This window comes from Hwanghaeella grinnelliae (genome assembly GCF_004005845.1).
Taxonomy (GTDB): Bacteria; Pseudomonadota; Alphaproteobacteria; order UBA8366; family Aestuariispiraceae; genus Hwanghaeella; species Hwanghaeella grinnelliae.
Genome location: NZ_SADE01000003.1, coordinates 497,312 through 516,521, shown reverse-complemented (window position 1 = coordinate 516,521; position 19,210 = coordinate 497,312). Strand labels below are relative to the sequence as shown.

At 59.9% G+C, this 19,210-nt stretch carries 13 protein-coding genes; 6 read left to right on the top strand and 7 right to left on the bottom strand.

Annotated features, from left to right (window positions below; genetic code table 11):
• Positions 1–2: 2 nt before the first annotated feature.
• Entirely contained in the window at positions 3–1,808 is a 1,806-nt protein-coding gene (locus EOI86_RS19355; RefSeq protein ID WP_127767315.1) for a gamma-glutamyltransferase family protein, read from the bottom strand.
• Positions 1,809–1,999: 191 nt separating this feature from the next.
• The gene (locus tag EOI86_RS19350) at positions 2,000–3,409 is read right to left on the bottom strand and encodes a malonyl-CoA decarboxylase (protein WP_127767314.1); all 1,410 of its coding nucleotides are present in this window, start codon (positions 3,407–3,409) and stop codon (positions 2,000–2,002) included.
• A 146-nt stretch (positions 3,410–3,555) separates the two neighbouring features.
• On the opposite strand from EOI86_RS19350, the gene EOI86_RS19345 reads away from it, so the two are divergent.
• Both EOI86_RS19345 and EOI86_RS19340 read left to right on the top strand, forming a co-directional pair.
• Positions 3,556–4,710: a CaiB/BaiF CoA transferase family protein gene (locus EOI86_RS19345; protein WP_127767313.1), complete on the top strand. Its 1,155-nt coding sequence runs from the start codon at positions 3,556–3,558 to the stop codon at positions 4,708–4,710.
• The gene (locus tag EOI86_RS19340; RefSeq protein WP_127767312.1) at positions 4,707–5,090 is read left to right on the top strand and encodes a DUF1491 family protein; all 384 of its coding nucleotides are present in this window, start codon (positions 4,707–4,709) and stop codon (positions 5,088–5,090) included. The genes EOI86_RS19345 and EOI86_RS19340 overlap by 4 nt, the downstream gene beginning before the upstream one ends.
• A 1-nt stretch (position 5,091) precedes the next feature.
• Here EOI86_RS19340 and asnB read toward each other — a convergent pair whose 3' ends face one another.
• The gene (gene asnB, locus EOI86_RS19335) at positions 5,092–6,918 is read right to left on the bottom strand and encodes an asparagine synthase (glutamine-hydrolyzing) (RefSeq protein ID WP_127767311.1); all 1,827 of its coding nucleotides are present in this window, start codon (positions 6,916–6,918) and stop codon (positions 5,092–5,094) included.
• Positions 6,919–6,944: 26 nt separating this feature from the next.
• Entirely contained in the window at positions 6,945–8,885 is a 1,941-nt protein-coding gene (locus EOI86_RS19330; protein WP_205032266.1) for a motility associated factor glycosyltransferase family protein, read from the bottom strand.
• 273 nt (positions 8,886–9,158) lie between these two features.
• Here EOI86_RS19330 and EOI86_RS19325 point away from each other — a divergent pair, with 273 nt between their 5' ends.
• Positions 9,159–10,004: a branched-chain amino acid aminotransferase gene (locus EOI86_RS19325; protein WP_127767309.1), complete on the top strand. Its 846-nt coding sequence runs from the start codon at positions 9,159–9,161 to the stop codon at positions 10,002–10,004.
• Between the two features lie 86 nt (positions 10,005–10,090).
• Here EOI86_RS19325 and EOI86_RS19320 read toward each other — a convergent pair whose 3' ends face one another.
• Positions 10,091–11,677 carry a lysine--tRNA ligase gene (locus tag EOI86_RS19320; RefSeq protein ID WP_127767308.1) on the bottom strand — a complete coding sequence of 529 codons (1,587 nt, stop codon included), beginning with the start codon at positions 11,675–11,677 and terminating at the stop codon, positions 10,091–10,093.
• Positions 11,678–11,872: 195 nt separating this feature from the next.
• On the opposite strand from EOI86_RS19320, the gene EOI86_RS19315 reads away from it, so the two are divergent.
• Positions 11,873–12,427, top strand: a complete 555-nt coding sequence (locus tag EOI86_RS19315) for a cupin domain-containing protein (RefSeq protein ID WP_127767307.1) — start codon at positions 11,873–11,875, stop codon at positions 12,425–12,427.
• A 94-nt stretch (positions 12,428–12,521) separates the two neighbouring features.
• Positions 12,522–15,302, top strand: a complete 2,781-nt coding sequence (locus tag EOI86_RS19310) for an ATP-dependent DNA helicase (RefSeq protein ID WP_127767306.1) — start codon at positions 12,522–12,524, stop codon at positions 15,300–15,302.
• Here EOI86_RS19310 and EOI86_RS19305 read toward each other — a convergent pair.
• Positions 15,276–16,223: an AEC family transporter gene (locus tag EOI86_RS19305; protein ID WP_127767305.1), complete on the bottom strand. Its 948-nt coding sequence runs from the start codon at positions 16,221–16,223 to the stop codon at positions 15,276–15,278. The genes EOI86_RS19310 and EOI86_RS19305 overlap by 27 nt on opposite strands.
• Positions 16,224–16,497: 274 nt before the next feature.
• Here EOI86_RS19305 and EOI86_RS19300 point away from each other — a divergent pair, with 274 nt between their 5' ends.
• A complete protein-coding gene (locus tag EOI86_RS19300) occupies positions 16,498–16,902 on the top strand; it encodes a tellurite resistance TerB family protein (RefSeq protein ID WP_127767304.1) in 405 nt (134 codons plus the stop codon).
• Positions 16,903–17,243: 341 nt separating this feature from the next.
• Here the strand turns inward: EOI86_RS19300 and EOI86_RS19295 are convergent, their stop codons facing one another.
• Positions 17,244–19,088 carry a cyclic nucleotide-binding domain-containing protein gene (locus EOI86_RS19295; protein WP_127767303.1) on the bottom strand — a complete coding sequence of 615 codons (1,845 nt, stop codon included), beginning with the start codon at positions 19,086–19,088 and terminating at the stop codon, positions 17,244–17,246.
• Positions 19,089–19,210 lie beyond the last annotated feature (122 nt).

Here is a 19,210-nt window from a genome sequence, read left to right as displayed (position 1 = left end):
CGCTACCGACCGACTGCATATCCTTGCATCCCCCGCGGATTGGCACCCGCTTTCACAACGCCATCTTCCCAAGTTACCGCGGATAACCGGCCTTCCGACCAGTCTTCGCCCACAATCAGATCGTGGCCTTTGGACTTCAATACGTCAAATGTGTCTTGGGAAAACCGGCCCTCGGCCATTAGCCGGCCCGGCGACGCGTGACGCGGGTAGAAGGAAGACGGCTGGTGTTCCGTATGGAAAGACGGTGCGTCGATCGCCTCCTGCAGGTTCATGCCGTGGTGGATGTGCCGCAACAACATGATCAGTTGCCATTGGTCCTGCTGGTCGCCGCCCGGTGTCCCAAAGGCCATATAGGGTTTGCCGTCACGCAGCACGAAGGACGGCGTCAACGTCGTGCGCGGACGACGGTTCGGGCCAAGGGCGGATGGGCTGGTTTCGTCCAGCCATGACATCTGGGCGCGGCTGCCCAGGCAGAAGCCCAAGGCCGGAATGGTCGGCGAGGATTGAAGCCAGCCGCCGCTTGGCGTTGCGGACACCATATTGCCGTGCTTATCGACCACGTCGATATGACAGGTGTCGCCGGCATGCAGCTTCGCCTTGAAACCGCCCACGCCGACCGTCGGTTCGCCGCCGCCGGAACCGGCCAATGTGTTGCCGGGGGTCGGTTGCCGGGCGACGGCTGCGGCATAGTCAAACGCCCAACCATGCCCATCGATCTCGCCGGGCCGGAAATCCCGGCTGGCATCAGCGCCGATCAAGCCGCGCCGCTCGGCCGCGTAATCGTCGCTCAACAATGTATCCATGGGAACGTCGACGAAATTCGGGTCGCCGTAGAACATCTCCCGGTCGGCGAATCCGAGTTTGATCACCTCGGTAACCGTGTGGACGAACTCGGGCCCCAGGGGATCCATGCCGGCGATGTCGATGCCCTTCAACACGGCAAGGTTCTGCAACAAGGTCGGCCCTTGGCTCCATGGTCCGCATTTACAGACGGTGTATCCGTGATAGTCGTAGGTCAGCGGGGTATCGTAACCTGCCGTCCAATTCGCCATGTCGTCGCCACGCAGAAAGGCCTTGTTCTCGCGGCCCGTCGCATCCATTGCCGATTCCTCCCGGCAGAAGCGATCGATTTCCTCGGCGACAAACCCCTTGTAGAAGGCATCCCGCGCCGCCTCGATCTGTTCCGCGCGGTCCGAACTGGCAGCCTCCGCCTCGGCTACGAGCCGTTTCCAGGTTTTCGCCAGGCGTTTGTTCCTGAACAGCGTTCCCGGTTTGGGGATCTCGCCGTCCGGTAAATAGATTTCGGCAGTCGAATGCCAGTGCTCCCGCATCATCGGTTCGACCGACGCGATGACGTCCGTCGCGCCTTTGACGATTGGAAAGCCCTTCTTCGCGTATCGGATAGGCACTTTCATTAAATCGCCGAAGCTCATGGTTCCCTGGTCGCGCAGCATTTGCATCCAACCGTCGAAAGCGCCGGGGATGGTGGCTGCCAGCAGGCCTGTCGCGGGAACAATATCGATACCCAAATCCCGGTACGCGCCAATGGTCGCCGCTGCCGGGAAGGGGGCTTGGCCGCAGACCACATGGGTCGACCCGCTGGAGGCATCGTGGAAGATGATCGGGACGTCGCCGCCCGGGCCGTTCAGATGGGGTTCGACCAGTTGCAGCACCATGCCGCCACAGAAGGCCGCATCGAAGGCGTTCCCGCCCAGTTCCAGGATCCGCATCGCCGATTGGCTGGCAAGCCAATGGGTGGAGGCGACGGCGCCAAAAGTTCCGACAATCTCGGGACGTGTGGTGAACATCCGGGAATTTCCTCGCGTTATTTGCGGGCCGGGTCTGCCGCCAGCCTCTTGCGTCGCGCGGCCGGTCCATGACTCAGCCCGCAGGGGCGTAGTTTAGGCCGATGCGGTAGGCGTTCAATCATTCATGCGAAAATCGTTGGAAACAGCCTCTTGTCTGAGATGTCCATTTCCAATGTCAGGACGACGCAAGTCTACAGAAGGCCCCTGACGCCAGAGGAGGTCGCCACGAATCCGCTCTTCGCGAAACGTTCGTGATTCTTTTCGATGTCGTTAAGCCGGTATAGATAGTTCACCATCATCCCGGCGGATTCACGCATTCCCTTGTCGGATATGTCACCGAGCCAATTGACTCTTTCGACTTGTGCCCCGTTGCTCAAATGGAATCGTGCGACCGGGTCGAGCGGGCGTTCCTTGCGTTTTTCCTGCACCAGATAACGTGCGCATAACCGCAGCAAAGCAGGGCGTAGGGCTTCCGAGAGTTCGGCGTCCTTCACCCAGTCGCCCGTGGTCACGGAACGCAACAGGTCGCCCTTGCCAAATTTGTTGCCGGTAACTTTCTTCAGGCGCTTACGGTCTTCCGCCGTCAAAAGGTTCGGGTCGCCTTCCGCGATGTTACTTTCCAGCCATTGGCGGAACATCGGGATCGGCGACAGGGTGGAGAACGCCTTCAGATTAGGAAACTCGGCCTTCAATTCCTCGACCACGCGCTTGATCAGGAAGTTGCCGAAGCTGATACCGCGTAAGCCGCGCTGGGTGTTCGAAATCGAATAGAAAATGGCCGTATCCGCCGCGTTCGGATCGACGATCGGTGCGTCTTCGTCCAAAAGGGTCTGAATCGAACCAGCAATACCGTTGACCAGCGCCACTTCTACAAAGATCAACGGCTCCATCGGCATACGGGGATGGAAAAAGGCAAAGAGCCGCCGGTCGGAATCCAACCGGTTGCGCAGATCGGTCCAGGACCTGATCTCATGCACCGCTTCATAGCTGATCAGTTTTTCCAGCAAGGCGGCGGGGCTGTTCCAGGTTATCCGCTGCAATTCCAGGAAGCCGATATCGAACCAACTGACCAGCAACCGCTCCAGATCCTTGTCCAGATCGGCCAGTTCCGGGGACTCCTTGGTGTAACGCAAAAGTTCCGCGCGCAGATCGACCAGGAATTTTACTCCGTCGGGTAGGGCATTGAACTGGGTCAGCAGCGATTGCCGCGGCGGGGTCAGCACCGCCTGCAGGTCCTGCCGGGCCCGGGCCTTCTTTTCCGGCGCGGCGTGATGATAGGCCTCGATCGCGGTTTCGACCTTTTCTTTGTCCGGTCCGAAATTGCTGGCCAGTATCTCCAGGAACCTTTTCCGACCGGGCGCGTCCAGGCCCATATAGTACTGGCCCAACTGGGCGGCGCGGGCGCGGGCGGAAACCTCGCCCCCTTCCGAGGCAATGCAGGCCCGCATCCGCTCCAAAAGCTGGTCGGCGGCCTTGCCTTCCAGCTTCGCGGGGATGGCGTCGCTGTCCAATGTTGCGCCCAGGTCCAGCCAGACGCGGCGAACACTGTTTACCGTGCGTGTCCAGAGTGTTTCCTGGGGTTGGGCTGCAATATCGCTCATTTCGATGACCTGACCGTGACTTTCGCTGCGTCCTGGATTATCTGCTTCAGACTATGTTGTGTACGTGCGTAGCATGCGCAACATCACGGAATAAAGACTCCGGCGCGACAATGTTTCCGGGGCTAGCGTTAGTTTAAGGAGGATGTATGTCCAAGGGACCGCTGGATGGTATCACCGTCATAGACATGACGCGCGTGCTTGCCGGGCCGTATTGCACAATGTTGCTGCACGACCTGGGCGCCCGCGTCATCAAGGTTGAAACGCCCGGTCACGGGGACGACGCGCGCCATTTCGGCCCTTGGGCCAAGCATGGAAAATCGGCCTATTTCATGTCTTTGAACCGGGGTAAGGAAAGCATCGCGCTGAACCTGAAGGACGCGGAAGATCGCAAAATCTTCGAAGCCTTGTTGGGCAAAGCGGACATCCTGGTCGAAAATTACCGCGCCGGCACGATGGAAAAACTGGGCTATGGCTGGGAAATGCTGGAAAAGAATTATCCGCAGTTGATCTACGCCGCGGCTTCCGGCTTTGGTCAAACCGGCCCCTACGCCAACCGTGCGGCCTATGACATGGTGGTCCAGGGGATGGGTGGCATCATGTCGATTACGGGCCACCCGGGCGGCCCGCCCACCCGTGTTGGGACCTCGGTCGGCGACATCACCGCCGGCTTGTTCACGACGGTCGGTATCAATGCCGCATTGGTGGAACGCAATCGCACCGGCAAAGGCATGATGATTGACGTGTCGATGCTGGATTGTCAGTTGGCGATTCTGGAAAACGCTGTCGCCCGTTATGTCACCTCCGGCGAGGTGCCCGGCCCGTTGGGTGCCAGACATCCATCGATCACGCCGTTCGAGGCCTATGAATCCGGCGATGGCCATATCATCATCGCAGCGGGAAACAACAAATTGTTCGAAAGCTTGGCGTCCGCTTTGGGCAAGCCGGAATGGGTGACCGATCCGCGTTTCCTTACCAACAAGGACCGGGCTGAGCATGTGGATGACCTGAAAGTCGAGATGGAGCTGGTTCTGAAAACCCAGCCGACGGACCATTGGATGCACGAGCTTGAGAAGGCCGGCGTGCCTTGTGGCCCGATCAATGATGTCGGGCAGGTGATGAACGATCCGCAAATCCTGTCGCGCAATATGGTCGTCTCGATCGAAGATCCGCAGGAAGGCCATTTCCGCATGGCGGGCAACCCGATCAAGATGTCCGCCCATGCGGACCCCGCCACGCGCGGCCATGTTCCTGACTTGGACGAAAGCCGCGAAGCGATTCTGAAGGAACTCGGGTTTGCGTGATCGCAGTCCATACCTTTCCGGAAGAGGCTTTTTCCGCCATGCCCCGTGACCGCCTTCCCAGTGCCATGTGGGTATCCGCCACGCTGCGCAGCGTGAATACCCAGGGCGGTTTCGGCGCGGTGATCAACAAGGGTGAGCGGGAGAGTGGATCGCTCGTCCTGCGGCTAAATCTGCTCGACGGGACCAGCCGAATTCTGACCGAAACCCGCGATTTGGACGGTAATCTCGGTTGGCTTCCGCCCTTGGGGGCCGATCCGATCCCGGACGAAAAGGCTGACGCCTATGTCACACGCAGCATAGACCGCGACCCCGATATCTGGGTGGTGGAGATCGAAACGCGGGAGGGAAAAAACCCGTTCGAAGGCAAGGAGTTTAGGTGACCTACCAGCCTGCTTGCGTCGCGTAGAACATTTTTGCCGAGGCGACGCAGAACAGGAAGTTGTCCAATCCCGCAAGGTCCGCGTCCGGCCGCATCATAGCCTCGACCTTGTCGCGCCGAACCAGGTCGAAGACCGGACTGTCCATCATCATGAAGTCGATCACGTCGGGATCTTCGCGGTTTAGAAGGGATGTGATTGGCGCATTGAAGCCGAATTTCTGGCGGGAGAACAATATCTCGTCCGGCACATAGCCTTCGGCCGCCTTGCGCAGAAGGTATTTGCTGTACCCTTCGCGGATCAGAAGGTTGCTCGGCACCGTTAGCAGAAACGAAATCAAAGACCGGTCCAGATAGGCGGTCCGGTTCTCGATCGAATGGTACATCCAATTCAGGTCGCCGCAGAACAGCGTTGCCGGGACGGATTCGCGGGTCAATTCGTTCAGCATTCGTTTTCGCAACAGATCGTCGCAGAAATCCTCTTCCTCGAACGGATCGGCGCTCGGCAGATGCATGACGCTGTCGATATCCGGCGCGTTGTGATGCAGATGACGGCGTTCGTCCGGCGTGTCGACGAAACGCATCGGGTCCTTGAACAAAGGATTGCGCACATATTTGCCCATCGATTCCCGCCATCGGGCGACTTCCGGTTCGAATTCGGCCGTGCCGTGTAAACCGGCCAGCCAATAGAGATAGTGATCGTAATAACCGGCGAAGATTTCATCCGAACCATTGCCGTTGATCGCCAGTTTGAAGCCTTCGGCGGATACCGTCTCGGTCAGGAATCCTTCCAGGAACATACCAACGCTGAGGACCGGTGCCTCATAATGATGCGCCATTCGGCCTAAACGTTCCAGGAAACCACGGCTTTGCACGGGGCGTTCCCGGTGGGGCGCACCCAACCCCCGGACCGCCGCGGCGATGAACTGTCGCTCATCGTAGTCTTCCCGACTTTCCAGCATCGAAAAGGTATGCAGGTTCTGCTGGAAGTGATGAACGGCGATCCCTGCGACCACATTTGAATCGATCCCTCCGCTCAGGGTCAGCGCGATGGGCACATCCGCGCGCAGGCGGATCTTCACCGCGTCGAACAGGCGGTCCCGAACGCCTTCGATCGCTTCTCCCTCGCTCATCGGCTGCGGGTTGAAGTGGGGGGTCCAATAAATCCGCGGCTCTGGCATGTCCCCGCCGGTTAACGTGACGATGCTGGCAGCGGGCAGGGGGTTGATGCCTTCGAAAAACGAGTCCTTCTTTTTGAAGACGTCCCGGTAACCGTGAGCCAGAAAACGGTGGACCTTTTCATGGCGGATAGCGGGCGTCCGGGCGCTCAATTGTTTGATGAACTTGATCTCGGACCCGAAAAACAAACCGTCCGGCGTTTCCATGCAATAGAGCGGTTTCTCGCCGAACGGGTCGCGGCTCAGGGTCAGTTTCCCAGCTCGGCTGTCCAATAGGGCAAAGGCCCACATGCCCTGCAGCCGGTCGACAAGCCCTTCGCCCCATTGGCGATAGGCGCGCAGGATTACCTCGGTATCGGAATCGGTGCGAAACGTCTGCCCCAAAGCCTTCAACTCGTCACGCACTTCGACGTAGTTGTAGATTTCCCCATTGAAGATCAGGACGCAGCCGTCGTCGATAAAGGGTTGGTTGGAACGGGTCTGCAGATCAATGATGGCAAGTCGGGAATGAAGCAGCATTACCCTGTTCGCGCCGACGTCGTCCTGAAACAAGCCCAAACCGTCGGGCCCGCGCTGGCGCATCATCGCCAGCGTGTCTTCCGCGTCGCTGCGCGTGGGCGGCGATTTGCCTATGAATCCGGCTATACCGCACATTGGGTTTCGGTGCCTTTCATTACGCGTCAGTCCGGCAGTGCGCGGCGTTCCTCGATCAACTCATCCGTCAGGGCGAGCGCATCGCGTTCCATCACTGCGACGCTCTCACCCAAGGCTTTCATAAAGAGTGACATGAATCGGGCGCGGTCGTCCTTCGGTATTCGGCGGACCATGAAATAACCGAAATGCAGGATCGTCGTGATGGTACCCGATATCAATGTGTCCACCGCGCTTTTGGCGGAAAATTCGGTGCGGTAGGAGACAGGCGCAACCAGCGGGCGGATCGCCTCCAGCAGGTTATCGAAATCGGCGATGGCGTCGTCCGTGCACAGCAAGGCTAGCTTGCCGAAACGGTCGACAAGGGCGGCCCGGTATTCCACCAGCCGATCGGCCTGTACCAGGATGCCGGCTTTCACATCGGTCAATTCACGCAGGCATTGGGTGACGATTTCCGGGCCGGGTATTTCGGCCGGCATAGCCTCCAAAGTTGATGAAACGATCGGCGTCGCATGTTCGAACCGCACCCCGTTGGAACAGTTGAAAAAGTGATGGTTGGGGAACCGGCTGAACAAAGTTTCGAAAAAGAATTTGGTCAGCAGGAAGGGGCGGTTGGTATAGATCGTTCCGCCCATATTGCCGGGCTGCTTTATCACGAAGGGCTCCATCGCAGCCCCGCTCTTCCAATACTCGTCATCCGAGGCGTTGTAGATCGATCCCTTGGCGTGATGCTTGTCCGGGTCAGGTGAACCCAGATCAATGCCGAACAGATAGAATTCGTAAAACCCCAGGGAGATCGCGGCGCGGATCGCCAGATTGGTGACGGTCGGCCCGGTCATGGCCAGCGTATCTTCCTGCCGGGCGAGCAAGCGGGTCGGCACCACCGTATCGCGCCAGAACAGGATTTTCCGGTCAAACTTGTCCAAGACCGATTGTTTGACCGTGTTGGCGGCGATCAGCGGGATACCGCTCAAATCATGCTCTTCCGACAGCATGCCGATGATGGTCCCGATATCCTCTACATTTTCGATCTCGCAGTGAAAGTCCGGCACCATTCCCGCTTCCAGCATCGGCCGCAGACTAGTGCCGCAGGACATCAGTATGACGTTTTCCCGGTTGCGGCGGATATCGTCGATGTTCTGGTCAAGGGACGGTCCGGATCCAACGACGAAGACCGGCATGGGCTTAAGTGGGCGCGGCGTGGGCGCTTCGGTCAGCAGATGAAAGTCGTTTCGCAGGAAGGTGCGGCAGGCCTGCGCCAGCATGAGCTGCTCGTCCTCGAAGAAGCCGTCATTGGCCTCGATGATCGGCATGGCGTCCCGCAAAGCGTCGATCGCCTTGTCTAAGAAGGGCGATTTGTAGTGCTGATAGATATAGCTGCCGTCGATCATCGGAAATTCAGGTCCGCGCATCTCACGCAGCAATGTGTCGGCGACGTTTTGGGCCTCCGTCGTCAGGATCACATATAACCGCCCGCCGCGCGCCTTGCAGGTCTCGTTGAGCGCGGTCCAATCGACAACATGGAGACTGTGCAGCAGAAATTCTGGATTGTCCTCGACGATAACCAAGGTTCGGAAGGGCAGGGCCGCTTGCAGAAGCGGCAAATGCAGGCCCAGGCCCAGGCCGAAGCAGATCAGATAGCCGGTATCCGGGTCGGGTGCCGAGTTCAGCTCCTGGCCCTGCAATTCCGCCAGCACGGTGCGGATGGCGCTGTGGCTCAAAAGGTCTGTCTTTTCCGGCACGCCGGTGAAGGTGGATAGATGCCGCATCGGCCTTTTCAGATAGCTCTCTACCTGGGCCGCCGCGGCCTGTGCTGCGTCCGGACTATACAGGGGCGCGTCGCCCCGCAGCAGATTAGGGCCGCCGGGTGCGTCTGTGCTTCGGCGCGTCAATGCTGGACTGGCGACCCCCAGAACGGCGGTCGCCGGACCTGAAAGACCGATGGATTTCAACAAATCCAAATTGGCCAAAAACAAAGAATTTTCCCGCGTTGCCGCCATTGCGCCCAAGGCCGTTTCCGATCCGGTTCCCTTCGGTTAGGCCATAGTTCGGTTTCGGGGACAAGGATCAAGGCCGCGCGGGCACGCGTGCCGAACGCGTCTTCCGGGGGTGTCATCGGCGCTTTTGCCGCAGTGTCAGCGCTGTTTTCGGGTGGGCCGCGCGGCTTGACTTATGCCCTTTGAAGCGCGACCGTCGCGGCGTTCCACAGACTACAATTTTCCGGCGCAGGAGGCGCGAGCGACATGGCAGGTTTGACCTGGTTCGATGGGGAATGGATAGACGACAAGGCCCCGATGATTAGCGTCAATTCGCAGGGCGTATGGTTGTCCTCCTTCATTTTCGACGGGGCGCGTGCTTTCGAAGGCGTCATGCCCGATTTGGACCTGCATTGCGCCCGCGCCATTCGCTCGGCCAATAATCTTGGCCTGAAAGCGACCAAATCCATGGAAGAGATCATGGAACTGGCGTGGGAAGGCGTCGGCAAATTCTCTTCCGATACCGCGCTGTATATCCGCCCAATGTTCTGGGCTGAGGAAGGCTGGGTTGCGCCCGACCCTGAAACGACCCGCTTCGCCCTGACGGTGACGGAAAACCCAATGCCGGGTGACGGCGGTTTTTCCGCTTGTATTTCGACCCGCCGGCGGCCGATGCCGGACGCAGCCCCGACCGACACCAAGTCAGCTGGCCTCTATCCTAATGCCGGACGCGCCTTGACCGAGGCGCGCGGCAAAGGGTTCGACAATGCGGTCGTGCTCGACCCGATTGGCAATGTCGCGGAATTCGCGACGGCGAACCTTTTCATGGTCAAGGACGGCATGGTCCGCACGCCTGCCGTGAACGGGACCTTCCTGAATGGCGTGACGCGCCAACGTGTCATCAAGCTGTTCCATGAGAATGGCGTCGAGGTCCAGGAAGGCCGCGTCACGACGGATGACCTTCTCGAGGCGGACGAGATTTTCAATACCGGCAATTGGGGCAAGGTGATGCACGTCAATCGGTTCGAGGGACGCGACCTTCAGCCGGGCCCCATGTATCAGCGCGCCCGTGAAATGTATTGGGAATATTCCCATAAACACGGTCACCGCTGACAGGGGTTTGCGTTCCCTTGCAGGGATCATGAAAAAGGCCGGCTTAGCGCCGGCCTTTCTCGTTCTGGTGCTGTGATTTCAAGCGGTTACGCGGCGCTCAGGTCCTCGCCCGCCAGTGCCTTTTCGATCAACTTGCGGGTTTCACCGATGCCGTAGAGGGCGATGAAGGATCCCATGCGCGGCCCTTGTTCCTGCCCCAACAGCACTTCGTAGAGCGCCTTGAACCAGTCGCGAAGGTTTTCGAACTCGTGGTTCTTGCCGACCGCGTAGACCTGGTTCTGGATATCCTCCGCTTTGCTGTCCGCCGGCAGTTCACCCAAGCCCTGATACAATTCTTCAATCGCCGCGCGTTCTTGGGCGCTCGGCGCTCGATAGTTCTTGTTCGGCTTTACGAAGTCCTCGTAATAGCGGATCGCGAACCCGACAAGTTTATCCAGGAAGGGCTCGGTCTCCGGCGACGCTTCGGGCACGTAGCGCGAAATGAATCCCCACAGGATCGACTTGTCGTGGCTGTTGCACACGCTCGCCAAGTTCAGCAGCAGGCCGAAGGTCAAGGGCGAGGTGTGTTCCGGCGGGTTGCCGCTATGGATGTGCCAGGCCGGGTTTTCGATCTGACGCGCGGGTTCCTCAGTGTGATATTTCCCGACAAAGGTCAGGTAGTCGTCCACATGGCGGGGGATGACATCAAAGAACAGGCGCTTCGCGGTCTTGGGCTTGTTGTACATGTACAAGGCCAGACTTTCTTCCGGCGCATAGGTCAGCCAATCTTCCATCGACAGGCCGTTGCCCTTCGACTTCGAAATTTTCTCACCGTTCTCATCCAGGAAAAGCTCATAATTGAAACCGTCCGGCGCACGGCCGCCGAGTTCCTGCGTGATGCGGCCCGACAATTTGACGGAATCGATCAGATCCTTGCCGGCCATCTCATAGTCGACGTCCAGCGCGAACCAGCGCATTGCCCAGTCCGGCTTCCATTGCAGCTTGCACAGGCCGCCGGTAACCTTGGTTTCGACTTCCTTGCCGTCTTCGCGCCGGTAAACGATCGTGCCCGCCTCTGCGTCGGTTGCGACGACCGGTACCTGCAGCACATGCCGCGTTTCCGGGCAAATGGGCAGGAAGGGACTGTAAGTCTCCCGCCGTTCCTGGCGCAGGCTGGGCAGCATGATTGCCTGAACCTGTTCGTAATGGCGCAACACGGTCAGCAGCGCTTCGTCGAACTTGCCGCTCTTATAAAAGTCGGTGGAGCTCTTGAACTCGAACTCGAACCCGAATTGATTCAGGAACGCTTGCAGGCGCGCGTTGTTATGGGCGCCGAAACTGTCATGCGTGCCGAACGGGTCGGGCACTTCCGTCAGCGGCTTGTGAAGGTGTTTGGCCAGCATTTCCTTGTTGGGAACGTTGTCCGGCACTTTGCGCAATCCGTCCATGTCGTCCGAAAAGGCAAACAGACGGGTCGGCACGTCACACATGGTTTCGAAGGCGTGCCGCACCATGGTGGTGCGCGCTACTTCGCCGAATGTTCCGATATGCGGCAGGCCCGACGGGCCATAGCCCGTTTCAAACAGGACATAGCCTTTTTTCGGCGCTTTACCCCCGATGCGTTTAACAAGCTTGCGGGCCTCTTCAAACGGCCAAGCTTTCGCATTCTGGGTAAGTTCGCTGAACTCCGACATGTCCTTATTCCTTAGGTGTTTCAGCGGCCGCCGTCACGCCGACTATGGCCGCCTTGATAAGGCGCGGAAACTAGGCGCGGGCGGCTTTCAGGTCAACTGGCGTGCGGGTTTGCGTCAGGGTCAGCGAAGCGTTTCCTGGCCGTGGTTGCAGAACTGCGATACTGTTTTCGCCGTTGTTTACCGGGGAGTTGCAAGATGTTCGATATCGATCGCTTTATTGAGGATTGCCGCGCTGCCGTGGCCGAGGATGACAGCCACAAAGCGGTCCGCGATGTGACGGCCAGGGCGGTTTCGGACCCGGCAGCGCTGCTGCAAGCACTGGGCGAACCGACCGAAGGGTCCATTCAGAAGCTGTATCATGGGGACGACCTGACCGTCCTCAATGTGATCTGGCCGGCTGAAATCGTCCTGCGCCCTCACAATCACAACCACATTTGGGCCGTTATCGGTGTTTATGGCGGGCGGGAGGACAATATCTTCTGGCGCCGTACCGGCGACCGTATCGAGGCGGCGGGCGCGTCCTCCCTGATGGTTAAGGATGCCGAGCCCCTGGGTAAGGACATCATCCATTCGGTCATCAACCCGACCACCAAACTGACCGCGGCATTGCATATTTATGGCGGTGACTTCTTCAATGACGGGCGCAGTGAGTGGGACCCGGAATCACTGACTGAAAGGCCGTTTGATTTTGAGACCAGCTTGCGCCAGTTCCAGGAAATGAACGAGCGTTACCGGAATAAAGCCGCATAGCCCTCCCCAGCCGAATTTACGGGGGAATTTACAGTGGCATTTACGGTTTTGAAGGCGTGTATGGGCGCGAATCCACGGTTATGATCGCGCCGTCATGCCTGCTGTTGCCGCTTCATCCCTAAAACTGCCTACCGCGCCGGTCCTTGCCGCGTCGCCGATGGAGGCCGTGTGGCTGTCGGAAGATGGGGAGTTGGAAACGTTTCGCTTACTGGACCGTCGGGCGCCACAGGACCTAGCGCAAAAAATCCGAACGACATTGCCGATCCTCTGCCACGGCCCATCGGTCGCGCGGCGGATCAGGATCGATCCATTCCCGGCGCTCGACCTTTTGGAATTGTTCGCATTCGTCTATCCCGCGCGGTTCTGCATTCCGACACCGGGCGGATTGGCGCAGGAACTGGGGCTGCCGACACCGGCGGGGGTGGAGGACGCGCCCGCCGTTCTGTTCCGGTGCATGACTCGCATGCTGTCCGACCTGAAGGACCGTGTCCACGGCGCCGACGTTCCACGAATTGCGATGGCAATGGCGCGGGCGGGATGGGCGTGGGGCCCGTCCGTGCTGGCTGCGCTGGGGCAGGAACAGGATGATGGCCTCCGCGCCCCGACCTCCGGCCTCGACGCCTGGAAGCGGCTCGCGGAGTGGCGGGAACAGGCGCCGCCACCGCCGCCCGGCGACCGACCGGTCCAACCGGATGAGGCACGGTTCCGCCTCGCGACATTGCTGGGCGAAGGGGCGGAGGAGCGCCGGGCCCAATCGGACTATGCGTCGGCCGTCTGCCATGCCTTCGCGCCGCGGGACCACGAAGGCGCCCCAAATTTCGTGATGGCGGAGGCGGGAACCGGTGTCGGCAAGACGCTCGGCTATATCGCTCCGGCGAGCATCTGGGCGGAAAAGAACGAAGCGCCGATCTGGCTTTCCACGTATACACGGAACCTGCAGCAGCAGATCGACGAGGAACTCTCGCGCCTTGTGCCCGACCCGCGTCTGAAGTCGGAACGCGTTGTCATCCGCAAAGGGCGGGAAAACTATATCTGTCTGCTGAACTTTGAGGAGGCGACCCGGACCGTTGCCGTAAACCGCGCCGGTGCTATTCCACTGGGGCTGATCGCGCGCTGGATTTCGGCGACGCGCAGCGGCGACATGACCGGCGGCGATTTCCCATCCTGGCTTAGCGATATCCTCGGGACACGGGCGACGCTCGGTCTGACCGACCGCCGTGGCGAATGCATCTATTCCGCCTGCAGTCATTTCTCACGATGTTTCATCGAACACGGTATCCGTCGTGCCCGGCGCGCGGACCTTGTGGTGGCGAACCATGCCCTGGTCATGGTGCAGGCGGCCCGTGGCGGTGTCGATCCCGCCGGGCGGGTCAATCGGTACGTCTTTGACGAAGGGCATCACGTTTTCGATGCTGCCGATGGGGCCTTTTCCGCCCATCTGTCGGGCCAGGAAACTGCGGAACTGCGGCGCTGGCTGCGCGGGACGGAAGCCCAGGGCCGGGGTCGCGCCCGAGGGCTGAAGAAACGGATCGAGGATTTGGCGACCGAAGGCGCATCGCGGGAAGCGCTGGAGGATATTCTGGCGGCCGCGGCATCCCTGCCGTCTGAAGGGTGGCGGCAACGCACGACGGAAGGGCGGCCGACCGGCCCCGCCGAAGCCTTGCTTCATCGCATCCGTCAGCAGGTCTATGCCCGGGCGCGTGGCGCGGACGGCCCTTATGATCTGGAAGTCGAGACGGGCGAACCCGTGCCTGGACTGCTCGAAGCCGCAGGCGACCTTCATGAAGCGTTGAACCGGATTCTTCTGCCCGCGAAACGGCTGACCAAGGCCCTGGCCGCCCGGATGGACGAAGAATCCGAGGAATTGGACACCGCCTCGCGCAGCCGGATCGAAGCGGCGGTGAGGTCTTTGGAACACCGTTGCCTCGCGACTGTGCAGGCCTGGATGGACATGCTGACGGCCCTTGGCGAAGGCACGCCGGACGCTTTCGTCGATTGGTTCGCCGTCAGCCGTATGGATGGGCGTGACGTCGATGTAGGCATGTACCGTCATTGGGTGGACCCGATGACGCCTTTTTCGGATATCGTCGCCCGCCCGGCCCATGGGGTGCTGATCACATCGGCGACGCTGACCGATGGGTCCGGCGATGTGGATGCGGACTGGCATAGCGCGGAAGCGCGGACCGGTGCGGTCCATCTCGACTATCCGGCTTTGCGGGTGCGGGTTTCCTCACCTTTCGACTATCCGAAACAAACCCGAGTGCTGATCGTTACCGATGTGCGCAAGGACAGCCTGGACCAGGTGGCGGGTGCATATCGCGAATTGTTCCGTGCGTCGGGCGGCGGCGCGTTGGGGCTCTTCACGGCGATCAGCCGGTTGCGCGCCGTCTATAACCGGATCGTCCAGCCGCTGGAGGAAGGCGGGTTGCCCCTCTATGCCCAGCATATCGACAATCTGAATCTCAGCAGCCTGACCGAAATTTTCCGGTCGGAGGAGGATTCCAGCCTGCTGGGGACCGATGCGATGCGCGATGGGGTCGATGTGCCGGGCCGGTCCCTGCGCCTGCTTGTCTTCGACCGGGTGCCGTGGCCGCGCCCAACCATCTTGCACAAGGCACGGCGCGGCATGTTCGGCGCGAAAAGCTATGATGACGCGGTCACGCGGCTGCGCCTGAAACAGGCCTTCGGGCGGTTGGTGCGGCGTGGGGACGATCGCGGTGTTTTCGTTCTGCTGGATCCGATGACACCGACAAGGCTGCTTGGCGCTTTTCCCGAAGGCGTATCCGTCGAACGGGTCGGTCTGGCGGAAGCGGTTGCGGCTACCCGCGAATTCCTGGCGGACGGCGACTTAAAGGAAGACGGTCAGCAACCCTGACACGGTCAGGCAGGACAATACCGTCGTAACCAGCACGATGGCGACCGACCGGGCGGCGAAAACGCCGTGGCGCTCGCTCAGCACGAAAACCAAGCTTCCCGTCGGCATCGCGGCCATCAGCACGGCTGCGGCCGTTTCCATCGGCGGTAGCGGAATTAGAAAAAGAACGATCACCCAAGTGACCAGCGGCAGCAATATCAGTTTCACGAAGGTGACCCAGGAAACCTCTGCAGCGCCGGTGGTGATCCTTTGTCCGACCAGGAACAGACCGATTGCGAACAGGGCGCAGGGACCGGCTGTGGCGCCAAGCATGTCGACGACAGAACGCGCCGGGCCGGGCAATTCCAGGTCAAACGCCGACAAGATGACACCCGCCAATGCGCCAAGGACCAACGGGCTTTTCAGGACACCGGTTAGCGTAACCAGCGCGATACCCGCGGCGTTGTTGTGTTCGGCCTTGTCCAGCTCCAGCAGGACGGAGCCGATGGTGAGGAAAATAACGCCGTTGACCAGGGTCGCGATGATCGCCAGCAAGACGCCTGGCTCGCCATAGGCAAGCGCCATCATCGGGATGCCGATATAGCCGCTATTCGTCAGCGTGGCGGAAAGCGAATGCAGGGAATGTGCGCCCAAGCTGCCGGGAAACAAAATCGTCGCGCAGAGCATCGATATCCCGAAGACGGCAAGCTGTGCGCCGACCAGTACGGAGATATAGGCCAGATTGTCGGTCAGCGAAAAACCGGCTGAGGTGATCGCCCCTAGAAAAAGCGCCGGCATTGCGGCGTAATAGGTGAACCCGTTCACCGCGGTTGCCGCGCCCTCGCCCAATAAGCGGAAACGGCCGCACAGGTATCCCATCACAATGATGGCGAAAACCGGCAGGGAGACATCCAGCATGGAGGGATCGGCAACGGCGAGCATGAAGATGCCTTACTTGGTGTCACAGGCTTAGTCGAGCCGATTGTTTCCAAGTTGTAGCAGGGAAATGGTAATTCAATGGAATATGTCCGGGCAGGAACGAAAACATCGCCGTCCGCCGACTTGGGAAACCCGTAATATGTGCGCCTACCTTGACGTTCGCGGGGTGCGTGACCATACCAGAGGGGCTTATGACGAATGAAATCCGGGTAAGGCGCAAGCTTCCTTTCCGCCGCCTTCATCCCATCCAAACATCCTTGAGAAGGACAAGAAGCGAATGATCAGCAAGCACGACGCCTTGATCTATACTATGGTTATCACCTCGGCAGCGGATCAGGAGATGACGGACGCGGAGTTGCAGACCATCGGGGATGTCGTGCGCCATCTTCCGGCCTTCCGCGATTTTGACGTTCAGACCTTGCCGACTGTTTCTGCGCAATGCGCGGAGATGCTGACGGAGGAAGACGGACTTGAGTCTGTCCTGAACCAGGTGCATGCCGCGCTGCCCGAATCCTTGCGGGAAACAGCCTATGCCTTGGCCGTCGACGTGGCCGCCGCCGATTTGCATGCGGCTCAGGAAGAATTGCGCATTCTGGAAATGCTGCGTTACCACCTCGAGATCGATCGGCTGACGGCCGCCGCAATCGAACGCGGCGCCCGGGCAAGATATCGCGCCGGATGATCCTTTAGGGCCAGCGCGCGCCGAAGAATCAGATCTTGGTCAAAAGCAAATGAAACTTTGGTAGAGCTTTGCTGTCTAGCTATGCGGAATTCGCATGGCTGCGTTGTAATTCCGATGCTGGAAATCGAGTCCAGACGGGCATACATAACAGTTGCTTCAGTTGTTGCACTGCAACAACACTCCGACGCTGGTTAATACACCAGCCCTCGGAATTTACGTCTCCCAGACGTGAAGCCTCCCTGTTCAACTTGCCGGTAGGGCATCGTCCTACCGGCAGTTTTTTTTTGGCCGGCTATTTGCCGTGGCATTCCCTCATCACGTCGCAGAACACAAGAAACCGATCACTCATTGAGTTTGCGGATCGTCGTGCGCAGTCGACTGACATAGATGTCGATCAAATGACGTAGGATGGGGTCGTTTTCGCTGAGTGCGTCCAAACGGCGGCGGAAAGGGGGGCTTCGCACGACCAGCAATTCCGAATCCACCGCCGCCACCGCACCGGCGGCGCGCGGCAAATTGTCGATCAACGCCATTTCGCCGAAAATTTCACCAGGCCCCAGGCTTGCGATCGTGATTGTCTTGCCCTCGAAACTGACCGTGATATCGACCGCGCCCTTGCGGATCATGAAGGCTTCTTCGCCGGGCATTCCTTCCTTGAAAATGACGTCGCCTGCCTTGACCTTGCGCTGCTTGTCCCCCGGCTTCGGCGTGGAAGGCGACATGGCGATCGATCGCCCGCCGCCGGGACGCAACGTTTCTATTTTCGCTGAGAAACCCTGTTTGATTTCGTCCGGCAATGGCGCTGCGTCGATCTTGCTGATCAGCCGCTGCTGAATGTCTTCCGCTTCCCGCCGGGTCGCGCCGGGCGGGGCGAGATCCCCCAGTGAACGAATGTCCCGCATGATATCCGCCAGTTTCTCCAGAATCGCGGATGAGGTGACCGCGCCGACGTCTTCCGTTGTCGAGACATCGGCGAGGTATCCGACTTTCGCGGACTTGGCGGGGATAAGCTGCAACAGGGCATCGATGGCGTCCTCGACCCGCTGGTTGCTCGGGTCGGAAATCAGCACGCTTCGTGCCCGCTGGGTGATGGCCGCGCTGGTCGTGGGGCCCCCCGTCAGACCGTCATCCATCAACATCGATGCCAAGACGTCCACGAGGGCGGATTGCTCCTGCTCCCCCCCTTCACGGGTCAAGGGCGCGAGCGAATTAAGCGCCAGGCTGATCCAGCGATTCAGGGCGCCACGGCAGGCCGGGAAGGGATGTATCCGGAACACGGAATGCAAACGCCCCTGAACGGTGGGCGCCTTCGCCGAAGGGTTCAGTTTCCCGGAAACCAAGCCGGAGACAACCATCACCGCCGATGCCAGATCCGATTGGTGGCCCAGGACTGCCCGGACTCCGTCACCGCTGTCCAATATCTCCGACAGCATTTCGTCGAGCAATTTATGCGCGGGCGTCGGCAATGGTTGCTTCGGCGGAATCAGGTCCAGAAGCTTTTCCATTTTCGATGCCGGTTCTCCCTCCTCCCGTGTCAGGGAAGCGAGCGCGGCGATGGACATGGCGTATCGTTGTTCTTCCGGCAGGGCGGCGACACCGCTGACGAGACCGTCTATACCTTCCTCGGCCAAAACGGTTTTGAAGGCGGGCAGCGTCCCGGCTAAGGCGGCCGCCATGTTCTTCACATCGTCGAAAAGCGCATAGAGCACATCGGCGCGCTGGCGCTGGGGAAGATCGTAAAGCTTTGCTTGGACCGACGAGGCAACGCCGACCGATTGCGTCAATATTGTCTCATGCCGGGCGAGCAGGCCGAGCAGACCAGGGTCGGTCATCAGTTCCGACACTGTCAGGCCTTCCTCGTCCAGATATCCGCGCAGGATGCGGCCCGCGGTCAGACGTGCTTCCAACTGGAACACCTGCTCCACGGTTTCGCACAATGGCGCGGAGTCGACCTGCTGCGCTGTCACCGGCGTGGCTTTCTTTCGTGCGACTTTTTTCTCGAAAACCGTTTTTTCGACGATGGTTCCGTCCGGTTTCGGCGCCGATTCTATAACCCGGACCGCGTCACATTGCGCTTCCTCCGCCAAGGCGGTGCCACGGTCCAGGGCAAACTCCTTTTCATCGGCGATCTCACGGGTCTGCCAACGCCCTTCCAACTGTACCTGTACTTCAAAACTAGAACTCATCGGGCCCGAACTTTCCTTTTTCCAGCCGGAACGACCACGGCCCCCCACGTCAGACGGCCATCAGCGTGAGGGGGACTTTATCCGAATTGTCGGGGAATGCGAGTTGAAGTGATGCAGGACGG

Excerpts from the sequence above, each read along its gene's own strand:
- EOI86_RS19355 (WP_127767315.1), bottom strand. The coding sequence starts at position 1,808 with ATGTTCACCACACGTCCCGAGATTGTCGGAACTTTTGGCGCCGTCGCC.
- EOI86_RS19350 (WP_127767314.1), bottom strand. The coding sequence starts at position 3,409 with ATGAGCGATATTGCAGCCCAACCCCAGGAAACACTCTGGACACGCACG.
- EOI86_RS19345 (WP_127767313.1), top strand. The coding sequence starts at position 3,556 with ATGTCCAAGGGACCGCTGGATGGTATCACCGTCATAGACATGACGCGC.
- asnB (WP_127767311.1), bottom strand. The coding sequence starts at position 6,918 with ATGTGCGGTATAGCCGGATTCATAGGCAAATCGCCGCCCACGCGCAGC.
- EOI86_RS19325 (WP_127767309.1), top strand. The coding sequence starts at position 9,159 with ATGGCAGGTTTGACCTGGTTCGATGGGGAATGGATAGACGACAAGGCC.
- EOI86_RS19320 (WP_127767308.1), bottom strand. The coding sequence starts at position 11,677 with ATGTCGGAGTTCAGCGAACTTACCCAGAATGCGAAAGCTTGGCCGTTT.
- EOI86_RS19315 (WP_127767307.1), top strand. The coding sequence starts at position 11,873 with ATGTTCGATATCGATCGCTTTATTGAGGATTGCCGCGCTGCCGTGGCC.
- EOI86_RS19310 (WP_127767306.1), top strand. The coding sequence starts at position 12,522 with ATGCCTGCTGTTGCCGCTTCATCCCTAAAACTGCCTACCGCGCCGGTC.
- EOI86_RS19305 (WP_127767305.1), bottom strand. The coding sequence starts at position 16,223 with ATGCTCGCCGTTGCCGATCCCTCCATGCTGGATGTCTCCCTGCCGGTT.
- EOI86_RS19300 (WP_127767304.1), top strand. The coding sequence starts at position 16,498 with ATGATCAGCAAGCACGACGCCTTGATCTATACTATGGTTATCACCTCG.
- EOI86_RS19295 (WP_127767303.1), bottom strand. The coding sequence starts at position 19,088 with ATGAGTTCTAGTTTTGAAGTACAGGTACAGTTGGAAGGGCGTTGGCAG.